This is a genomic window from Klebsiella sp. RCJ4, from assembly GCF_009025755.1.
Taxonomy (GTDB): Bacteria; Pseudomonadota; Gammaproteobacteria; order Enterobacterales; family Enterobacteriaceae; genus Klebsiella; species Klebsiella michiganensis.
The window spans coordinates 214,222-231,807 of record NZ_WCIN01000040.1; the positions used below are offsets into that span (position 1 = coordinate 214,222).

The following is a 17,586-nucleotide window of genomic DNA, read 5'->3' on the forward strand; positions in this document are numbered from 1 at the left end:
GGGCGATATTTTTTACCCCGCGGCGCTTTCGCGCAGACGGGCTTTCAACTGGCTGTATTCCTCACTGACGTACCGTTCGGCGGCTCGCTGATCGGCAATACGCTCAACGTTAACGGCGCAGTACTTGTACTCCGGGGTTTTGGTTATCGGGCTGAGATTCTCGGTGACCAGCTCGTTGCAGGCGCCAATCCACCACTGATAGGTCATGTAGACCGCCCCTTTATTCGGCCTGTCGCTGATTTTCGCTCGGGAGATCACCTTGCCTTTGCGCGAGTTAACCCACACCAGCTCTTCGTCCTCAATGCCGAGCCGTTTGGCGTCGGCGGTGTTGATCTGGATGTAGCCCGGTTCGTCCGCCAGTTTGGCCAGCGCAGCGCAGTTGCCGGTCATCGAACGGCAGGAGTAGTGGCCCACCTCGCGCACCGTGGAGAGCACCAGCGGATAGGCATCGCTCAGCTTATCGACCGGCGCCTGCCATTCGCAGGTGAAGAACTGCGCCAGCCCGTTCGGCGTGGAGAACCGTTCCGCAAACAGATACGAAGTGCCCTGGTCCGCCTCCGACTCGTCGCGGCACGGCCACTGCACGTAGCCCAGTTCTCCCATCTTCTCGTAGGTCGCGCCGAAGAAGTTGGGGCACAGATGGCGGAGTTCATCCCAGATCTGCTGCGTGTTGTCGTACTTCATTGGATACCCCATCCGGGTGGCGATTTCGCAGATGATTTGCCAGTCGGTCTTCAGATCCCACTTCGGCTCCACCGCCTTGAAAAAGCGCTGGAAGCCGCGGTCCGCTGCGGTATAGACGCCCTCATGTTCGCCCCACGAGGTCGAGGGCAGAATCACATCGGCCGCCGCGGCGGTTTTGGTCATAAAGATATCCTGGACAATAACCAGCTCCATCTCTTCGAAGGCCTGACGTACGGCGGAAAGCTCGGCGTCGGTCTGGAGCGGATCTTCCCCCATAATGTAAGCCGCCCGCACTTCGCCGTGCGCCACGCGGTGCGGCAGCTCGCTGATGCGGTAGCCAGGGTTCTCCGGCAGGCTCTCAACGCCCCAGGCGTTGGCGAACTTCTCCCGGTTTTCCGGGAATTTCACGTACTGATAGCCGGGATAGGTGTCCGGCAGCGCGCCCATATCGCAGGCGCCCTGGACGTTGTTCTGGCCGCGCACCGGATTGACGCCGACGTGCGGTTTCCCCAGATTACCGGTGAGGATCGCCAGGCTGGTCAGGGAACGCACCGTTTCGACGCCCTGCCAGAACTGGGTTACGCCCATCCCCCACAGAATCATGGCGTTTCCGGCGCTGGCGTACAGCCGCGCGCATTCGCGAATCTGCCTGGCGCTGATGCCGGTGATGGCTTCCACCGACTCCGGCGTATAGCCTTCGACGATGTTGCGATACGCTTCGAAGCCTTCGGAACGCCCGGCGACGAAGGATTTATCGTAGAGATCTTCTTCGATAATCACCTGCCCGATGGCGTTGAGCAGCGCAATGTTGGAGCCGTTTTTCAGAGCCAGATGCAGGTCGGCGATACGCGCGGTTTCGATTTTACGCGGATCGCAGACGATGATTTTGGCGCCGTTGCGTTTGGCATTGAGGATGTGATTCGCCACGATCGGGTGCGAATCCGCCGGGTTATAGCCGAAAATAAACACCAGATCGGTATTATCGATCTCGGTGATGGCATTACTCATCGCGCCGTTGCAGACCGACTGGTGCAGACCTGCAACCGAAGGGCCGTGTCAGACGCGTGCGCAGCAGTCGACGTTATTGGTACCAATAACGGCGCGCGCAAATTTTTGCATGATGTAGTTGGTTTCATTGCCGGTGGCGCGCGAAGATCCGGTGGTCTGAATCGCATCCGGCCCGTACTTCGCTTTTATGTCGCTGAGGCGGTTTGCCACGTAATCGAGCGCTTCCTCCCAGGAGACGGACTCCAGCTTACCGCCGCGCCGGCGGCGGATCATCGGGGTTTTCAGGCGCGGGGTGAGGATCTGCGGGTCGTCAATAAAATCCCAGCCGTAGTAGCCCTTCAGGCACAGGGTGCCCTGATTATTTTTCCCCATCGCAGCGTAGGCGCGGGTAATTTTTCCCTCTTCTACCGTGAGCTGCATTTTGCAGCCGGAGGCGCAGTAGGGGCAGACGGTCGTGACTTTTTTCATAGCAGTGGTCCTTAAACTTAGAACAGCAGGGCATAGCTAAAACGGCCGTTCAGGCCCTGCGCGATACCCTGCTGCACGACGGGAATCGCCAGCAGCAGCAGGGTGATCAAGGCAAACAGGAGTCTGGTGAGCATCATTACCCCTCCTGCGCTTCTTCAGGCTGTCTCTCCTTCTGAACTTTGCGCAGCAGGAGCCACATTCTGACGGTTCTGACGGCCATGTTGCGCGCCGCCGAGCTTGGCGGGGCCGGATCGGGGACCGGCGTTTCGTGGTTAACGCGGAATGGCACGCTGCCGTTGAGGGTGAGGTTGGCGACGATAGCCGTCAGGGTGCCAATCGTAATCCCGCTGTGCAGAAACAGCTGAACCATCGGCGGAAACTGGGTAAACAGATTGGGCACCAGCACCGGCATCATGCCGAGGCCGAGCGTTAATGCCACCACCATACCGTTATTATTGTTGCGGTAGTTGACCTGTCCCAGGGTACGAATACCGGACACCGCCACCATACCGAACATGACAATGCCCGCGCCGCCGAGGATCGGTTTCGGTATCAGCACCACCAGCGCCGCCATCCTCGAGAACACACCCATCAGAATCAGAATGATGCCGGAGACCGACACCACAAAACGGCTGCGCACCCCGGTTAAACCGATCAGGCCGACGTTCTGCGCGAAGGCGGCGTAGGGAAACAGATTGAAGAAGCCGCAGATAGTGGTCGCGATACCGCAGGTGTTGAGGCCGTTGCGCAGCATCTTCGCGTCCACCTTTTTCCCGACAATATCCCCGGTCGCCATCATCGAGGACATGGTTTCCACCATCACCACCACCATCACCATCGACAGCAGGGCGACGGGGATAATATGAAATTCAGGTTTGGCGAAGGGCATCAGGGTCGGCAGATGGAGCCAGGGTGTGGCGTGGACGAGGCTAAAGTCGAGAGGCTTAAAGCAGCTCCAGAGTACGGTGCCGATGATAAGACCGATCAGCACCGACGTGTTTTTCACGACGCCGGAGGCAAAGGTGTAAATATTGAGAATAATCACCAGCGTGATTGCCGCCATCAGCAGCGAGAAGGGGGCGCCAAAGCCGCTCATTTCGCTGCTCCCGCCGCCAATCCACCCGCCTGCCACCGGCATAATAGACATGCCGATAAGCGTGACGATGCTGCCCATCACCACCTTGGGAAAGAAGCGGATGAGCTTGCTAATCCACGGCGCGCAGCAGAGGATAAAAATACCGGACACGATCACCGCCCCGGAAATACCGCCGATCCCGTACTCCTTACCGATCAACACCATCGGGATCAGCGCGGCGAAGGTACAGCCCTGGATAAGCGGCAGCCGACAGCCGAGCCACTTACCGACCCCCAGCGACTGCACGATGGTGGCCGCGCCGCAGATAAACAGGTCGGCGCTGATCAGTAAAATAATGTGCTCCGGCGGGAGCCCTACCGCATTACCCACAACGAGCGGAACCGCCACGGCGCCCGCGTACATCACCAGCACGTGCTGTAGCCCATAAAGAATCATTTGCGTAACGGGTAATATTTCATCGACCGGTGCGGTCGAGTTCCCGTTATGTGAGGCGGAATTGGCGATATCTTTCATGAAGTTGTTATCTCCTGTACGACTTCACTCTGTATAAACATGAACAGAGCCGAAGTTACGATTCGAAGGCCGCTGCCTCCCTGAGCCGATGCGTTCATCAGCGTGTTGCGCGCACGAGAAGTAATATGCGTAAGCTGTGCCAAAAATAAGCGCCTGGAGGATTGAAGGAGAATTGTGTGAAATAACTCACGAGAAAAAGGCGGGAATATCGACGCGCTGCGAAACTTCTCAAATAAATCTCGTGGTGAATAAACGCGCGCTATCACATTGAGACAGGGAGCGTCTCATTTTGGTATCACGCGCGATACGTTGAATTATCAACATGATTAAACCCTGAGCGCGGAGAATGATTTTTGTTCAGCGAGAGCGGATATATATCGCGCCGCTTAGCGGGAGTGGGCCTGTTTTTTTGAGACGGCTCGCAAAAATAAGCACCATATGAATACCCTGAACAAAAGCGCCTGATTATTGCATTGCTTCCCGGTGAGTCCTGGAATAATAAAGGGAAGCAAATGAATAAATTTATTGTTGCCGATTCTGCAAACTGTATTGGCTGCCACGCCTGTGAAGTGGCCTGCGTCACCTCTCATCGCCAGGACAGCTGGCCCCGGCAGCGTAGCGACTTTCTGCCGCGCATTCGGGTGTTCTTCCACCGCCACGCCAGCAGCGCGACAACCTGCCGCCACTGCAACGACGCGCCCTGCGTCGGCTCCTGTCCGACCCAGGCGCTGCGCGTGGCGAACGACAGCGTTCAGTTTACAGAAGCGCTGTGCATCGGCTGTAAAAACTGCGTCATCGCCTGTCCCTTTGGGGCCATTGAGATGGTGGCCAACGATGACGACGCGCCGCAGCTGGCGCAGAAATGCGATCTTTGCAGCCAGCATCCTTCCGGTCAGCAGGCGTGCGTGGCCAGCTGTCCAACCCAGGCGCTGCAACTGATGGATGAGGCCGCCGTTAACCGGCTACGTAGCGCGCGGCAGATTCGCTCCGCGCTGGAAACCCCGCTGGGCGCCGTTCGCGGCGCCAGACGCAGCGCGATACTCAATAAACCTCCGCGGGTGGGGGCGAAAAAAGTGCCCGCCGATGACCGCATGCAGCACTTCGGCGAAATCTATCAGCCGCTGAGCGAGTGCGATGCGGAGTATGAGAGCGAACGCTGTCTCTACTGCGCGCAGAAAGCGTGGTGCAACTGGACCTGTCCTTTACATAATCATATTCCCGATTTCATCCGCCTGGTGAGCGAGGGCAAGATTATCGAGGCGGCGGAGCTGTGCCATCAGAGCAGTTCCCTGCCGGAGATTTGCGGCCGCGTCTGTCCGCAGGACAGGCTGTGCGAAGGGGCCTGCACCTTAAAGAACGAAGGCGGCTCGGTCGCCATTGGCAACCTTGAGCGCTATATCACCGATACCGCGCTGGCGATGGGCTGGCGACCGACAATCGGCAAAGTAGCCCCGCGCCCGGAGCGGGTGGCGGTGATTGGCGCCGGGCCCGCCGGACTGGGCTGCGCCGATATTCTCGTGCGCGCGGGCGTGCACGTTGACGTGTTCGATCGCCATCCGGAAATCGGCGGCCTGCTGACCTTCGGTATTCCGCCGTTCAAGCTGGATAAAAACGTGCTTGAGAAGCGACGCGACATTTTTAGCGCCATGGGCGTCAATTTTCATCTCAACCAGGAGGTGGGGCGCGACGTGGCTTTTGCCGATCTGGTGAAAGACTATGACGCCGTCTTCCTCGGCGTGGGCACCTACGGTCTGATGGCCGCCGGCCTGGAGGGAGAGAACGCCCCCGGCGTGATTCAGGCCCTGCCGTTCCTGATTGCCAGCACCCGCGAGGTGATGGGGCTCGAAGAGAGCCCCGAGTATCCCCTGACCGACATTAAGGGGAAACGGGTGGTGGTGCTTGGCGGGGGAGATACGGCGATGGACTGCCTGCGCACCGCCGTTCGCCGCGGCGCAGCGAGCGTGACCTGCGCCTACCGTCGCGATGAGCTGAGCATGCCCGGGTCGAAAAAAGAGGTGGTTAACGCGCGGGAAGAGGGGGTTAAATTTGAGTTTAACGTGCAGCCGCGGCGCATTCAGCTCAACCGCAAGGGGCAGGTCTGCGCGGTGGAGATGATCCGCACGAAGATGGGCGAGCCGGGCCCGGACGGCCGCCGCCGGCCGCAGCCGATCCCGGATTCCGGGTTTGAACTTAAAGCCGATGTGCTCATTATGGCGTTTGGCTTTCAGGCTCACGAGATGCCGTGGCTGCGCGGCCACGGGATAAAGCTGGACCGCTGGGGGCAGATAGTGACCGGCGGCAAAGGGCGCGGAACGACGCAAACCAGCCATGACAAAATCTTTGCCGGCGGCGACGCCGTGACCGGCGCGGACCTGGTGGTTACCGCCATGGTCGCCGGGCGGCAGGCGGCCAGCGAGATGTTGATGCAATTCACGGCCCGGGAGGAGATATGACTCTTTTTATCGTTGCCAGTTCGCAGGCCTGCATCGGCTGCAGGACCTGTGAGGTAGCCTGTGCGCTGGAACACGTGGCGCCGGGGGCGGAGTTTCATCCCCGCCTGAAGGTGATGCGCCTCGACGAGCTTAGCGTGCCGGTGATGTGTCATCAGTGCGAGAATGCGCCCTGCGTGGGCGCCTGCCCGACCGGGGCGCTGAGCATGGGGGCGGAGAAAGTGGAGGCCGACGGCGGGCGCTGCATTGGCTGCCAGAGCTGCGTGGTCGCCTGCCCGTTTGGGGCGATTACCATTGAGGTGGAGGCCGGTGTGACGCCGGTTATCGTTAAGTGCGATCTTTGCGGCACCCGGGAGCGCGGCCCCGCCTGCGTTGATGTCTGCCCGACGGCGGCGCTGAGTATCATGACCGAAGAGCAGCTCAGCGCGCTGCAAAAGCAGCGCAATATCGCCACCGCCGCGCTGCTGTCGCTGTAAACCTCGCGCCCGGCGGCGCGGAAGCTGCCGGGCAATTTCATACGCCCGCGTTCTGTCAGCAAAAAAAACCGGCCTGCCAGGCCGGTTTAGCGTTTTTACGCGGGCTACGCGGGGAGCGCATCCATTCGCGCCCACATTTTTTTCGCCACTTTCTGCGCTTCGCGGAATATCGGCTCGCAGTCGAAGCTGAACTGGCGATCCTTGTAGATCATCACGCCGTTCACCATGACGCTGCGCACGCTGTTTGCCCCCAGACCGAAGGCGATATGTCCGGCGATGTTTTCCGCGATAAGCGGCGTCGGCGCCATATAGTCGCAAATAGTGAGGTCCGCTTTATAGCCCGCCTCAAGGCGGCCAAAGCGGGCGTTGAAGTTGCGATTCAACAGTTCATTGCCGTTGCTCAGCGCCTTCGCGAAGCTGTCCGGCCACAGCGGCCCGCCGGCGTCGCGATGTTTAAAGAAGGCAAACTTCATCTCCTCGAACATGTCGGAACCGATGCCGTCGGTGCCGAGCGCCAGATTGCGCATCTGCGGCAGGCGGGGGTTGTAGCCGACGTGGTTGTTCATGTTGGAGCGGGCGTTGTGCACCAGGAAGCCGTCCTGCGCGTTGAGCAGCTCGACGTCGGCATCGGAGATGTACAGGCCGTGGGCAATGAGCGTCTTACTGTTGATAAGGTCGAACTCCGCCAGCCGCACCAGCAGGTCTTTGCCGTAAAGGTGATGGCTGTGAGAGACATCGTAGCGGTCTTCCGCCGCGTGGATATGCAGGCCGCGGCCGGTGGCTTTTAGCGCTTCACGCAGCATCGCCAGACCTTCATCCGGCACGGTGAACGGCGCATGGGCGCCGATATGGGCCTCGACCAGATAAGGCTGGTCGCCCTTTTCGCGCGCGGCGTCGATCTCTCTGGCGAAGCGAATGTTCTCCTCAACGCTGTCGCGCAGCTCGCGGCTGCCAAAGTTACGGTCGGTGGTTTCGAAGCAGGTCATCCCGCGCAGCCCGATTTTGAGGAAGGCGTTGCGCAGCTGGCTCAGGGAGCCCGCGATATAGTGGGGCGACGCATGATGATCGACAACCGCCGTGCAGCCGCTGCGCACGGCCTCCATGGCGCAGATCAGCCCGCTGTAGTAGAGCGACTCTTCGTCCAGCGCCCGGTCAAGGCGCCACCACAGGTTTTTCAGCGTGGAGATAAAGTCCGGGCTGGGGGCGATATTGGCCTGAATCCCCCGGGACAGGCCGGAATAAAAGTGATTGTGGGAGCAGACCATGCCGGGCATCACCAGCTGCCCGCGCATCTCTTTCACCTGCGCCTGTGGATAGCGCTGGCACAGGCCGGGGCCGACGGCGAGAATTTTATCGCTCTCAATGGCGATATCGACGTTCTCCCACACTTTCGCCGGATAGATCTGCGCGGCGGTGGCATTTTTCAGGATCAGGATACTCATACTTCAACGCCTCCGAGAAGATAGCTTTGGTGCTGATGAATATGGCTTATGATGCGGCACATGGCGTCCAGCTGGGCCGGTACCTCGTTAAACTGGCCGCGGTCGTTAATTTCCAGCTGCCACGTCTGGTCGTCCTGACGCACTTTGACGCTGGCGCCCGCGACGAAGAAGCCCGGATTGGTGCTGTTGACAAAATCCTGCTCCAGGCTGAACACGGTGATTTTGTCTTTATACGGTTTTCCCTGCCATGGGCAGAACTGAGCGCAGTTGCCGCATTCGTTGCAATAAGCGTCCAGATGCAGGGTCTGGAAGCGATTCTGGAAGCCCGGCACGGCCACGGAAATATTGGCGCGGTTCGGACAGACGTCGACGCACTTGCTGCACACGTAGTTGCACTCCAGGCAGCGGCTGGCTTCCTGCTCGACAAAAGCCTCGCGCTGGTTTTTATCCACCAGCGTGACGGCGATGGTGCCTTTACGCTGGTACACCTTCGCCGGATCGACGTTGTTCCAGACTTTGTTTCCGTAGCTGCTGGCGATATTTTCCCGGGCCAGGATCGCGTCCGTGGCCCGTCGCGCGTTGCCGATAGCGGAGACGATAGAAGAGGGGCCGCGCTGAACGTCGCCGATCAGGAAAACGTTCGGTTTGCTGGTCTCGCCATCGGCGTTGACCACCGGCCAGCCCTGCGGGTCGAGCGGGATCCCCATTGCCGACAGCGCTTCGCCGTCCTGCTGCTCGCCGATGGCGGTAATCAGAGAGTCGACTTGCAGGGTGCGAATCTCATCGGTCTCCACCGGGCGGCGGCGGCCTTTCTCATCCGGCTCGCCGAGCTTCATGACGCGTACGACGAGCGTCCCGTCGGCGTTAAACTGTTCCGGGTTGCATAGCCACTCGAAGTCGACGCCGTCGAGCAGCGCCTCATCGTACTCTTCGCGCCAGGCGGGCATCTCTTGCTGCGAGCGGCGATAGACGATGGTCGCGCTCTGCACGCCGGGTACGCGCAGCGCCGCGCGGGCGCAGTCCATGGCGGTGTTGCCGGCGCCGACCACGGCCACGCGTTTGCCCAGGTTCAGCTCGGCACCGCGGTTAAACTCGCGCAGGAACTGCAGCGACTTATGCACGTTCTGGTTATCGCCGCCCAGCTTCACGCCGCTGTTTTTATCGGTACCGGTGCCGACCAGCACGTAACGAAAACCCTTCGCCTGCAGTTTTTCCACGCTCAGATGCGGATCGCAGCCGTACTCAATTTTGACGCCGTGGGCGACGACAAAATCGATATCGTGCTGGATAAGCTCGCCGGGAATGCGGAACTGCGGAATGATATTCTTCACCACGCCCCCGGCGCTGGCTTCGCGTTCAAAAACCGTGACCGGATGCCCGGCGCGGGCGAGGAAGTATCCGGCGGCGAGACCGGCAGGGCCTGCGCCGATCACCGCTACCGGGTGCCGGGAGCCGGATCCCGCGGGCTTATGCCAGCGGCTGCGGTACTCGTCCCAGCCTTTCTCCAGCGCCACTTTTTTCAGCTCACGGATGTTGAGCGCGCTGTCGTAATCCAGACGCGTACAGTTGTACTGGCACTGGTGGTCGCAGATATGACCGGTGATGGCCGGCAACGCGTTGCGCTGATAGATCAGCTCCAGCGCGTCGGCGTAGCGATGCTCGCCCAGCAGGCGGATATACTCCGGAATATCCTGCTTGATGGCGCAGGCCGTCACGCAGGGGGCGACGTAGCAGTCCAGCAGCGGCAGCGGCTCGCCGGTATCAATGCGCTCTTCCGGCTTCCACTGTTTCTGGGTGTAGTCCATGCTCACCGCTTTTTCCGCCAGCGCGTTGAGGCGCTCGACGTCGATCTGCGTCATGTTCCAGCCGTCGGCTTTCTCCAGCTCGCGCATGCACTCGCTCAGGCGCAGATATCCTCCCGGCTTCAGCAGGTCGGTGGCCATGGTGATAGGGCGAATGCCGGTGTCGAAAATCTCGCGAATGTTGAGCTGGCTGGCGCCGCCGGAGTAGGAGATCGGCAGCTTGCCGTCAAACGCCCGCGAGAGCAGGGCGGCTACGTTGATCGATAGCGGGAATAGCGCGCGGCCTGACATATACATTTCATCTCCCGGCAGCGCTCCCTTGTTGTTGACGGTGCCGAGGGTGTTGGTCAGCTTGACGCCAAAGCCGAGGCTGCGCGCTTTCGCCAGCGCCATCAGGCGCGTCAGCATCTCCAGCGCCCGGTCGATCTTAAGGTCATGGTCAAACGACGCTTCGCTAAGGCCGATATAGCCGAAGCCGCAGGCGTCGAGGATCTGGCGAACGCGCGGATAGCCGAGCAGGGTCGGGTTGAGCTTCACAAAGGTATTGAGATTTTTCTCCGTCAGCATATAGCGGCAGATGGCTTCGATCTCGTCCGGCGGGCAGCCGTGCATGGTTGAGAGGGTGACGCCCTGAACCAGCCTGGCCGGCACGCGCTGGGCCAGATTGTCCAGCCCGTCTTTGCGCGCGCAGGTTGGCAGGCTGTCGATAAAGGTTCTATTTTGCAGCCAGCGGTTCAGGGTGTCGCGGTACTGGGCGAATTTAGGATGGGCGGAAGCGTCCATCATGTTGTCGATAAATTCCTGCATTGGCGGCTGCTTAATACCGTCAAGGTTGTAGCCGACGCTCATGTTGAAAATAAACGACTTGCTCTCTTTATGGGTGCCCAGCGGAAAGACCTGCTCCAGCAGATGCAGCGTGAACCAGGCTTTCAGGTACTCATCCCAGGCTTTTTTGAGGGTAAATTCGGTGGACCACTCGGTGTTGAAGCACTCATCTTCGGCATCGATGCAGGGCTTTTCCAGCTCCAGGCGGTCAAGGATCTGTACGGTTTTCAGCTCGATAAACCGCCCGCCGGTTAGCCAGGCGGTAATAATGTTCTGCGCCAGCTGGGTATGCGGCCCGGCTGCCGGGCCGAGCGGCGTCGCGCAGCTTTCGCCGAATACGCCGATCGACCGCTGCGCCTGCGGCGTATAAAACTGTTGCTCGGGGATGCCAAAAATAGTCCGCTGACTCTGATACTCGTCGAAAATGCGCGTTAAAAGCTCCTCAAACGGCACGGGACGCATTATATCTCCCATAACCCTCTCCTTAGATATCATTGTAAGATCGACATTGCCGGTGGTAATCATCCCGACGGATAACGAAAGAGGAGCAACAATCACACCAGTTATTCAAACCGCGGCGGTAGAATAATTAATTTGTGAACCAGGTCGAAACTCGACGCGAATGCGTGAATAATTCCACAGCGGGGAAATGAGAACTCAAATCAATACGCTTTATCATTCGGCGAGATTTCTCAAAATCAGATCCTGAATATCAGAATGATAATTTATGCCGGCCGTTCGGCGGTGATTTCAGCGGGCGGCTTTCTTTTATCGCGGCGACAGAGGAAATATTCGGCGTAGGATCCCGGTTGCAGCGTCATTACGGCTAACGAAATGACCTGTCTCACAATTTGCGATGAAAAACGGCGGCTAAGTATAAATATTGCATAGTCGATACGGGTCGCTGCGACGCTATTTCAACGCCGGGTAAACTCTCAAACTGAGAACCCGGGAAATATCGCAGGTAAACAAATAGAGCCGTAAACATCGCCTTTGAGGTTGGTATGAATATTTTTGCAGAAGCAGCACGACTTGAGGAGCAGAATCGCCCCTTTGCCCTGGCGCAGATTGTCGAAAGTCGGGGCTCCACCCCCCGACACTCCGCTCAGATGCTTATCCGGGAGGACGGTTCGATTGTGGGCACCATTGGCGGCGGAATGGTGGAGCGTAAAGTCATCGATGCGGCGCTGGAAGCGCTGCGCGAACGGGCGTCGCGAATGTTTCACGGCCGCATGGCGCGCACCGGCAGCGACGCCGTGGGCTCCGACTGCGGCGGCGCGATGTCGGTTTACATCAGCGTGCACGGCCTGCGCCCGCGCCTGCTGCTGGTCGGCGCCGGGCACGTCAACCGTGCGGTTGCCCACGCCGCGGCGCGGGTGGATTTTGACATCTGCGTCGGCGATATCTATTCTGCCAGCCTTTGCCCCGACGCTTTTCCGCTTTCGGCGCGGCTGGTGCACGCTGCCAGCTTTACGGACGTGGTGGAGGCGATGGCGGTCCGGCCGCAGGATTTCGTGCTGATTGCCACCAACAACCAGGATCGGGAGGCGCTGGACAGGCTGATAACCCAGCCGGTGGCGTGGCTGGGGCTGCTGGCCAGCCGGCGGAAAGTGCAGGCCTTTGTCCGCCAGATGCGGGAAAACGGCGTGACGGAGGCGGATATCAGCCGTCTGCGGGCGCCGATTGGCTATGACATCGGCGCCGAGACGCCAAACGAGATTGCCATCAGCGTGCTGGCGGAGATCCTGCAGGTGAAAAACGGCGCGCCGGGGGGGCTGATGAACCAGGTGAGGCAAGCGTGCCAGCCGGATTGTCTGGCTGAGGCGGTTGAGGTCTGAGCTTCTGCGAGGGGAAATGTTGCCGGGAGGTTCCCGGCAACTCGTGGCGTACAGCTTATTGGCTAATAATGGTGCCCGTTTTTCCTTCAATCCCCTCTTTGGCTTTGCTCAGCATCGTGATCAGCGCTTTACGCCCCGGCCCTGAGCGGGCGAAGGCGGCGGCGGCTTCCACTTTTGGCAGCATTGAGCCTTTGGCAAAGTGCCCCTCTTCGATAAAGCGTTCGGCATCGCGCAGGGAGAGGTTATCCAGCCACTGCTCGTCAGGTTTACCGAAGTTGATCGCCACCTTTTCTACGGCGGTGAGAATGATCAGCAGGTCGGCGTCGATCATCTCCGCCAGCTTCGCGCTGGCCCAGTCCTTATCGATAACCGCGCTGGCGCCGCGCAGATGGTTACCCTCGCGAATCACCGGAATGCCGCCGCCGCCGACGGTGATCACCACGTGGCAGTCATCCATCAGCGCTTTTACCGTTTGTTTCTCGATAATATCTACCGGCATGGGCGACGCGACGACGCGACGGTAGCCGCGCCCGGCGTCCTCTTTCATGATGTAGCCGTTTTGGCTCAGCTTTTCGGCCTCTTCTTTGCTGAAGAACGAGCCGATGGGCTTGGTCGGATTAAGAAATGCCTTATCGTTAGCGTCCACTTCCACCTGGGTTATCAAGGTCGCCACCGGGATATCCAGCTGGCGCGTTAGCAGTTCTTCACGAATCGCGTTCTGCAGGTCGTAGCCGATGTAGCCCTGGCTCAGGGCCACGCAGACCGACATCGGCAGCATGGGCGTATGGGCCTCGGTTTTTGCCGCGGCTTCGAAGGCCTGGTTGATCATGCCCACCTGCGGACCGTTGCCGTGAGTGACCACCACCTGGTGGCCAAGGGCGATAAGATCGACGATCGTCCGGGCGGTGTGTCGTACGGCCTGCATCTGTCCGGCGAGATCGTCACCCAGCGCATTCCCGCCGAGAGCGAGAACAATTTTTTTACTCATAGCTTCCTCTCATTACGTTTCTGTTCCGCTGACGGCCTGGTGAGCGGTGGAAAAGGGTTGTCGGCGTAAAAAGCGGCCCTGTCCGGCGATGCCGGTAAAGGTGCCGTTATCAAAGATCACTCTGCCGTGGGAGAGCGTCTGGCGAATCGCGCCCTGACAGATAAAGCCTTCATAGGGTGAATAGTCGGCGTTGTCGTGCAGCATGGCATGGCGGATGGTGGTGGTACGCTGCGGATCGATGATAACCACGTCGCCATCGGCGCCGGGCGCCAGCAGCCCCTTCTGCGGCCACAGGCCAAACAGCTTCGCCGGGTTGGCGCTGGTGAGCGCCACAAAGCGCTCAGGAGTGATGCGCCCGGTCATCACGCCGTGCGAGAACAGCAGCAGTAGCCGGTTTTCCACCCCCGGCAGGCCGTTCGGGCAGCGGCTAAAGTCGCCGCCGGAGATCTGCCTGCGCTGCTGCGCAGAGAAGGCGCAGTGGTCGGTGGCGACCGTGTCAATATCTCCATCATGGATACCGCGCCATAGCGCATCGTTGTTGCTGGCGTTGCGCAGGGGAGGGCTGAGCAGATAGTTAAGCGCGTCTTCGCGCTCGTAGCAGCGCTCGTCGAGCAGCAGATACTGCGGGCAGGTCTCTACCCACACCGGCTGGTGGCGTCTTCTGGCAAGACGTAGATACTCCAGGCCCAGGGCGTTGGAAAGATGAACAATATAGAGCGGCGCGTTTCCCGCCAGCTGCGCGAGGTTGATCGTTCGGGCGATGGCTTCCGCCTCGCACTCCAGCGGGCGGCTCAGGGCGTGATAGCGCGGTGCGGTTTTACCGGCGTTGATAAATTCCGCCCGGCGCTGGGCGATGGCGGCATCGTTTTCCGGATGCACCGTCGTCAGCGCGCCGGCGCGCTGCAGGTGGCGCATCGCCTGCAATATCTCATCATCGCTGAGTTTGTACTGGTAGGTCAGATAGAGCTTAAAGCTGCTGATGCCGCTATCCACCATCATCGGGATCTCGTCGAGAATGCCGTGGTTAACGTGCTGGATAACGCCGTGAAAACTGTAGTCGATAACGGCTTTATAGGCGGCGTAGCCGCGATAGACCTCGAACTGGTGGCGCAGGTGGCAGCCGACGGGCCCGAAGCCCATATGATCAACAATGGTGGTAGTACCGCCGCAGGCCGCGGCCCGGGTGCCGGTAAAGAAATCATCGCAGCTGCGGGCGAGACCCACATCAATATTGAAATGCGTATGAACGTCGACGCCGCCGGGCATCACGTAGCAGCCCTCGGCGTCAATCACTTCGCAGGGTTGTTCTGCCTCAATAGAACTGGCAAGGCGCTTGACGAGGCCATCTTCAATGAGCAGGTCCTGCTTTACCTGTCCGTCGGCGTTGACGACGAGGCCATTTTTAATCAGTACGCGCATAGAAACCTCAACATACCGCCGCAGAGCGCGGCGGCAGACAGGACGAACAATTACTCCGTGGCCAGCCAGCTCAGCGGGATAGCGGCATACATCGCGGCACAGGTCACCAGATGCGATTTCCAGGTTTTCTCATTCGGCGCATGCGCCTCCGGCTCTTTCCCAGGCCCAAAGCCGATAACCGGAATGCCGTGGCGGCCCATAATGGAGACGCCGTTGGTGGAGAAGGTCCACTTATCCACCACCGGCGCTTTGCCGAACAGACCTTCATAGGCGTTGCTCAGGGCGCGAACGGTGAAGTGGTTCTCTTCCACTTTCCAGGTCGGGAAGTAGCATTCGGTCGGGTAGACCAGGCCGGTCCAGGAGGGGCGTTCGTAGTTGTACATCGAGACCACCGCGGCGGCTTTTTTCACCGCCGGCAGCGCGCGGATCTCTTCCAGCGCGCCTTCCCAGGTTTCGCCCCAGGTCAGACGGCGGTCAATGGAGACGGCGCAGCTATCCGCTACCGCGCAGCGGCTCGGCGAGGTGAAGAAAATCTCGGAAACGGTCAGGGTGCCTTTGCCGAGGAACTCGTCATCGCCCAGCTTGTGCGAAAGCTGTTCCAGCTCGGTGAGAACGGGCGCCATTTTGAAGATGGCGTTATCGCCGCGCTCCGGGGCGGAGCCGTGGCAGCTGACGCCCTGAACCTCCACGCGGATCTCCATACGCCCGCGCTGGCCGCGGTAAATCTGGCAGTCGGTAGGTTCGGTGCTGACCACGAATTCCGGACGTATGCCGGATTGTTCAATAATGTACTGCCAGCACAGGCCGTCGCAATCCTCTTCCTGAACGGTACCGGTCACCAGCAGGGTATACTCATCTTCCAGGCCCAGATCTTTAATGATTTTACCGGCGTAAACCATGGAGGCCATTCCGCCCTCCTGGTCAGACGCGCCGCGTCCGCCGATCAGCTCATCGGTCTCCATACCTTCGTACGGGTCGAAGTTCCAGTTCTTGATGTTGCCAATGCCGACGGTATCAATGTGCGCGTCCATGGCGACCAGACGTGGGCCGTGACCGATGTAGCCCAGCACGTTACCCATCGGATCGATTTCCACTTTGTCGAACCCGACTTTCTCCATCTCCTCTTTGATACGGTGCACCACGCGCTTCTCATCGCTGCTTTCGCAGGGGATGGCGATCATATCGCGCAGGAAGCGGGTCATCTCTTTTTCGTATTGTTTTGATTTTTCCAGGATCGCGTTGAACGGAATTTGCTTAGCCATAAGGATGTTCTCCAGTTCTGAATACGGGGGTCCCGCCGGGCGGGAGGAATGTTGATCAATCGGCTACTGCGCGGCCGGATGTTTGCCTTCCCAGACGACTTCACGATAGTGCTTAACGTCGGTGTCGCCTTCGGTGCTAATCACCAGCACCACGGAATCGCTATCCAGCTTGAGCTTGTGCATCAGCGCTTCGCGCTGCGGATGGAAATAAATCGCCGCCAGCAGGCCGAGACCGACGGCGCCGGATTCGCCGGAAATAACGCGCGGATCCTGGCCCGCCGGGTTTCCCAGCACCCGCATGCCGAGGGCGGCGACGGCGTCCTGACAGGAGACGAACTGCGTGGCGCAGTTGCGCAGCACTTCCCAGCCCAGCGGGTTGGGCTCACCGCAGGCGAGACCGGCCATAATGGTGGCCATATCGCCGCTGACGTTGACGATCTGGCCCTTCAGCGCAGAGCGGTAGAGACAGTCGGCCAGCTCCGGCTCGACGATAATGGAATGGAGATGCTTCGCGCCGTAGACATCGGCCAGGTAGCCCAGCACGCCGCCCGCCATCGCCCCCACGCCGCCCTGCAGAAGCACGTGCGTCGGACGGGCGATACCCATTGAGGAGAGCTGTTCTACCGTTTCATCGGCGAGGGTGGCGTAGCCCTGCATAATCCAGGTCGGAATTTTCGTGTAGCCTTCCCAGGCGGTGTCCTGCACCACCTCCCAGCCGTTTTTCTGCGCGGTCTGCATGGTAAAGCGGACGGTGTCGTCGTAGTTCATGTCGGTGACGATACACTCGGCGCCGAGGCGCAGTATGGCGTCAACCCGCTCCTGCGCGGAGCCTTTCGGCATATAGATGACGGCGTTCTGGCCTAACTGGCGGGCTGCCCACGCCACGCCGCGGCCGTGGTTGCCGTCGGTGGTGGTGGCGAACGTCATCTTCTCTTTGATGCTGGATTTGAGCGTTTCGAAGGAGAGATCGTTGATATCTAAATGATATCTTTCACACAGCAGCCGGGCGATAGCATAAGAGCCGCCGAGCATTTTGAAGGCGTTGAGGCCAAAGCGCCGGGATTCATCTTTAACGAGGATTTTTTGTACCCCAAACAGCGCGGAAAGTTCGTTCAGCGCCACCAGCGGCGTAGGCTGATAGCCGGCGATCTTTTGATGAAAGCGGCGAGCCTGCTGCGCCTGCTGGCGTGAAAACAGCGGTGAAATCTCTCCGTTAAAAAAACGGTTTTCGGCAATATCCATTTTCAGTGAGAAAGCAGACATACTCGATCCTTATCCTTTTTGAAATGCGAAAGTCGTGGGGCTGGCCCGCAGG

General features: G+C 59.7%; 10 protein-coding genes and 1 pseudogene. 3 read left to right on the forward strand and 8 right to left on the reverse strand.

The annotated features are described in order from the left end of the window. Positions 1-12: 12 nt before the first annotated feature. A complete protein-coding gene (gene fdhF, locus F8562_RS18175) occupies positions 13-2,160 on the reverse strand; it encodes a formate dehydrogenase subunit alpha (RefSeq protein WP_151891930.1) in 2,148 nt (715 codons plus the stop codon). Positions 2,161-2,296: 136 nt separating this feature from the next. After that, on the reverse strand, positions 2,297-3,769 hold the full coding sequence (locus F8562_RS18180; RefSeq protein ID WP_014229771.1) for a nucleobase:cation symporter-2 family protein: 1,473 nt from the start codon (positions 3,767-3,769) through the stop codon (positions 2,297-2,299). Between the two features lie 512 nt (positions 3,770-4,281). Between F8562_RS18180 and ygfT the strand changes: the two genes are divergently transcribed. Then, positions 4,282-6,222: a formate-dependent uric acid utilization protein YgfT gene (ygfT, locus tag F8562_RS18185; RefSeq protein ID WP_094909336.1), complete on the forward strand. Its 1,941-nt coding sequence runs from the start codon at positions 4,282-4,284 to the stop codon at positions 6,220-6,222. After that, the gene (locus tag F8562_RS18190; protein ID WP_014838776.1) at positions 6,219-6,695 is read left to right on the forward strand and encodes a 4Fe-4S dicluster domain-containing protein; all 477 of its coding nucleotides are present in this window, start codon (positions 6,219-6,221) and stop codon (positions 6,693-6,695) included. The genes ygfT and F8562_RS18190 overlap by 4 nt, the downstream gene beginning before the upstream one ends. Positions 6,696-6,799: 104 nt before the next feature. Here the strand turns inward: F8562_RS18190 and ssnA are convergent, their stop codons facing one another. After that, a complete protein-coding gene (gene ssnA, locus F8562_RS18195) occupies positions 6,800-8,131 on the reverse strand; it encodes a putative aminohydrolase SsnA (protein ID WP_167331664.1) in 1,332 nt (443 codons plus the stop codon). A gap of 2 nt (positions 8,132-8,133) precedes the next feature. Then, entirely contained in the window at positions 8,134-11,238 is a 3,105-nt protein-coding gene (gene ygfK / locus F8562_RS18200; protein ID WP_014838774.1) for a putative selenate reductase subunit YgfK, read from the reverse strand. A 530-nt stretch (positions 11,239-11,768) separates the two neighbouring features. Between ygfK and F8562_RS18210 the strand changes: the two are divergent. Further along, positions 11,769-12,545, forward strand: a pseudogene (locus F8562_RS18210) (XdhC family protein); the annotation flags it as partial. A gap of 112 nt (positions 12,546-12,657) precedes the next feature. On the opposite strand, the gene arcC reads toward F8562_RS18210, so the two are convergent. From arcC to dpaL, 4 genes are all read right to left on the reverse strand, one after another. Then, a complete protein-coding gene (gene arcC / locus F8562_RS18215) occupies positions 12,658-13,590 on the reverse strand; it encodes a carbamate kinase (protein ID WP_014229764.1) in 933 nt (310 codons plus the stop codon). Positions 13,591-13,602: 12 nt separating this feature from the next. Next, on the reverse strand, positions 13,603-15,009 hold the full coding sequence (gene hydA, locus F8562_RS18220; RefSeq protein ID WP_004851908.1) for a dihydropyrimidinase: 1,407 nt from the start codon (positions 15,007-15,009) through the stop codon (positions 13,603-13,605). A gap of 50 nt (positions 15,010-15,059) precedes the next feature. Next, positions 15,060-16,271 carry a YgeY family selenium metabolism-linked hydrolase gene (locus tag F8562_RS18225; RefSeq protein WP_094909334.1) on the reverse strand — a complete coding sequence of 404 codons (1,212 nt, stop codon included), beginning with the start codon at positions 16,269-16,271 and terminating at the stop codon, positions 15,060-15,062. A 63-nt stretch (positions 16,272-16,334) separates the two neighbouring features. Continuing rightward, positions 16,335-17,534 carry a diaminopropionate ammonia-lyase gene (dpaL, locus tag F8562_RS18230; RefSeq protein ID WP_014838771.1) on the reverse strand — a complete coding sequence of 400 codons (1,200 nt, stop codon included), beginning with the start codon at positions 17,532-17,534 and terminating at the stop codon, positions 16,335-16,337. Positions 17,535-17,586 lie beyond the last annotated feature (52 nt).

What these genes read in the sequence shown, in the direction of transcription:
- hydA (WP_004851908.1), bottom strand. Translation starts at nt 15,009, where the DNA reads ATGCGCGTACTGATTAAAAATGGCCTCGTCGTCAACGCCGACGGACAG.
- ygfT (WP_094909336.1), top strand. Translation starts at nt 4,282, where the DNA reads ATGAATAAATTTATTGTTGCCGATTCTGCAAACTGTATTGGCTGCCAC.
- dpaL (WP_014838771.1), bottom strand. Translation starts at nt 17,534, where the DNA reads ATGTCTGCTTTCTCACTGAAAATGGATATTGCCGAAAACCGTTTTTTT.
- ygfK (WP_014838774.1), bottom strand. Translation starts at nt 11,238, where the DNA reads ATGGGAGATATAATGCGTCCCGTGCCGTTTGAGGAGCTTTTAACGCGC.
- F8562_RS18180 (WP_014229771.1), bottom strand. Translation starts at nt 3,769, where the DNA reads ATGAAAGATATCGCCAATTCCGCCTCACATAACGGGAACTCGACCGCA.
- F8562_RS18225 (WP_094909334.1), bottom strand. Translation starts at nt 16,271, where the DNA reads ATGGCTAAGCAAATTCCGTTCAACGCGATCCTGGAAAAATCAAAACAA.
- F8562_RS18190 (WP_014838776.1), top strand. Translation starts at nt 6,219, where the DNA reads ATGACTCTTTTTATCGTTGCCAGTTCGCAGGCCTGCATCGGCTGCAGG.
- arcC (WP_014229764.1), bottom strand. Translation starts at nt 13,590, where the DNA reads ATGAGTAAAAAAATTGTTCTCGCTCTCGGCGGGAATGCGCTGGGTGAC.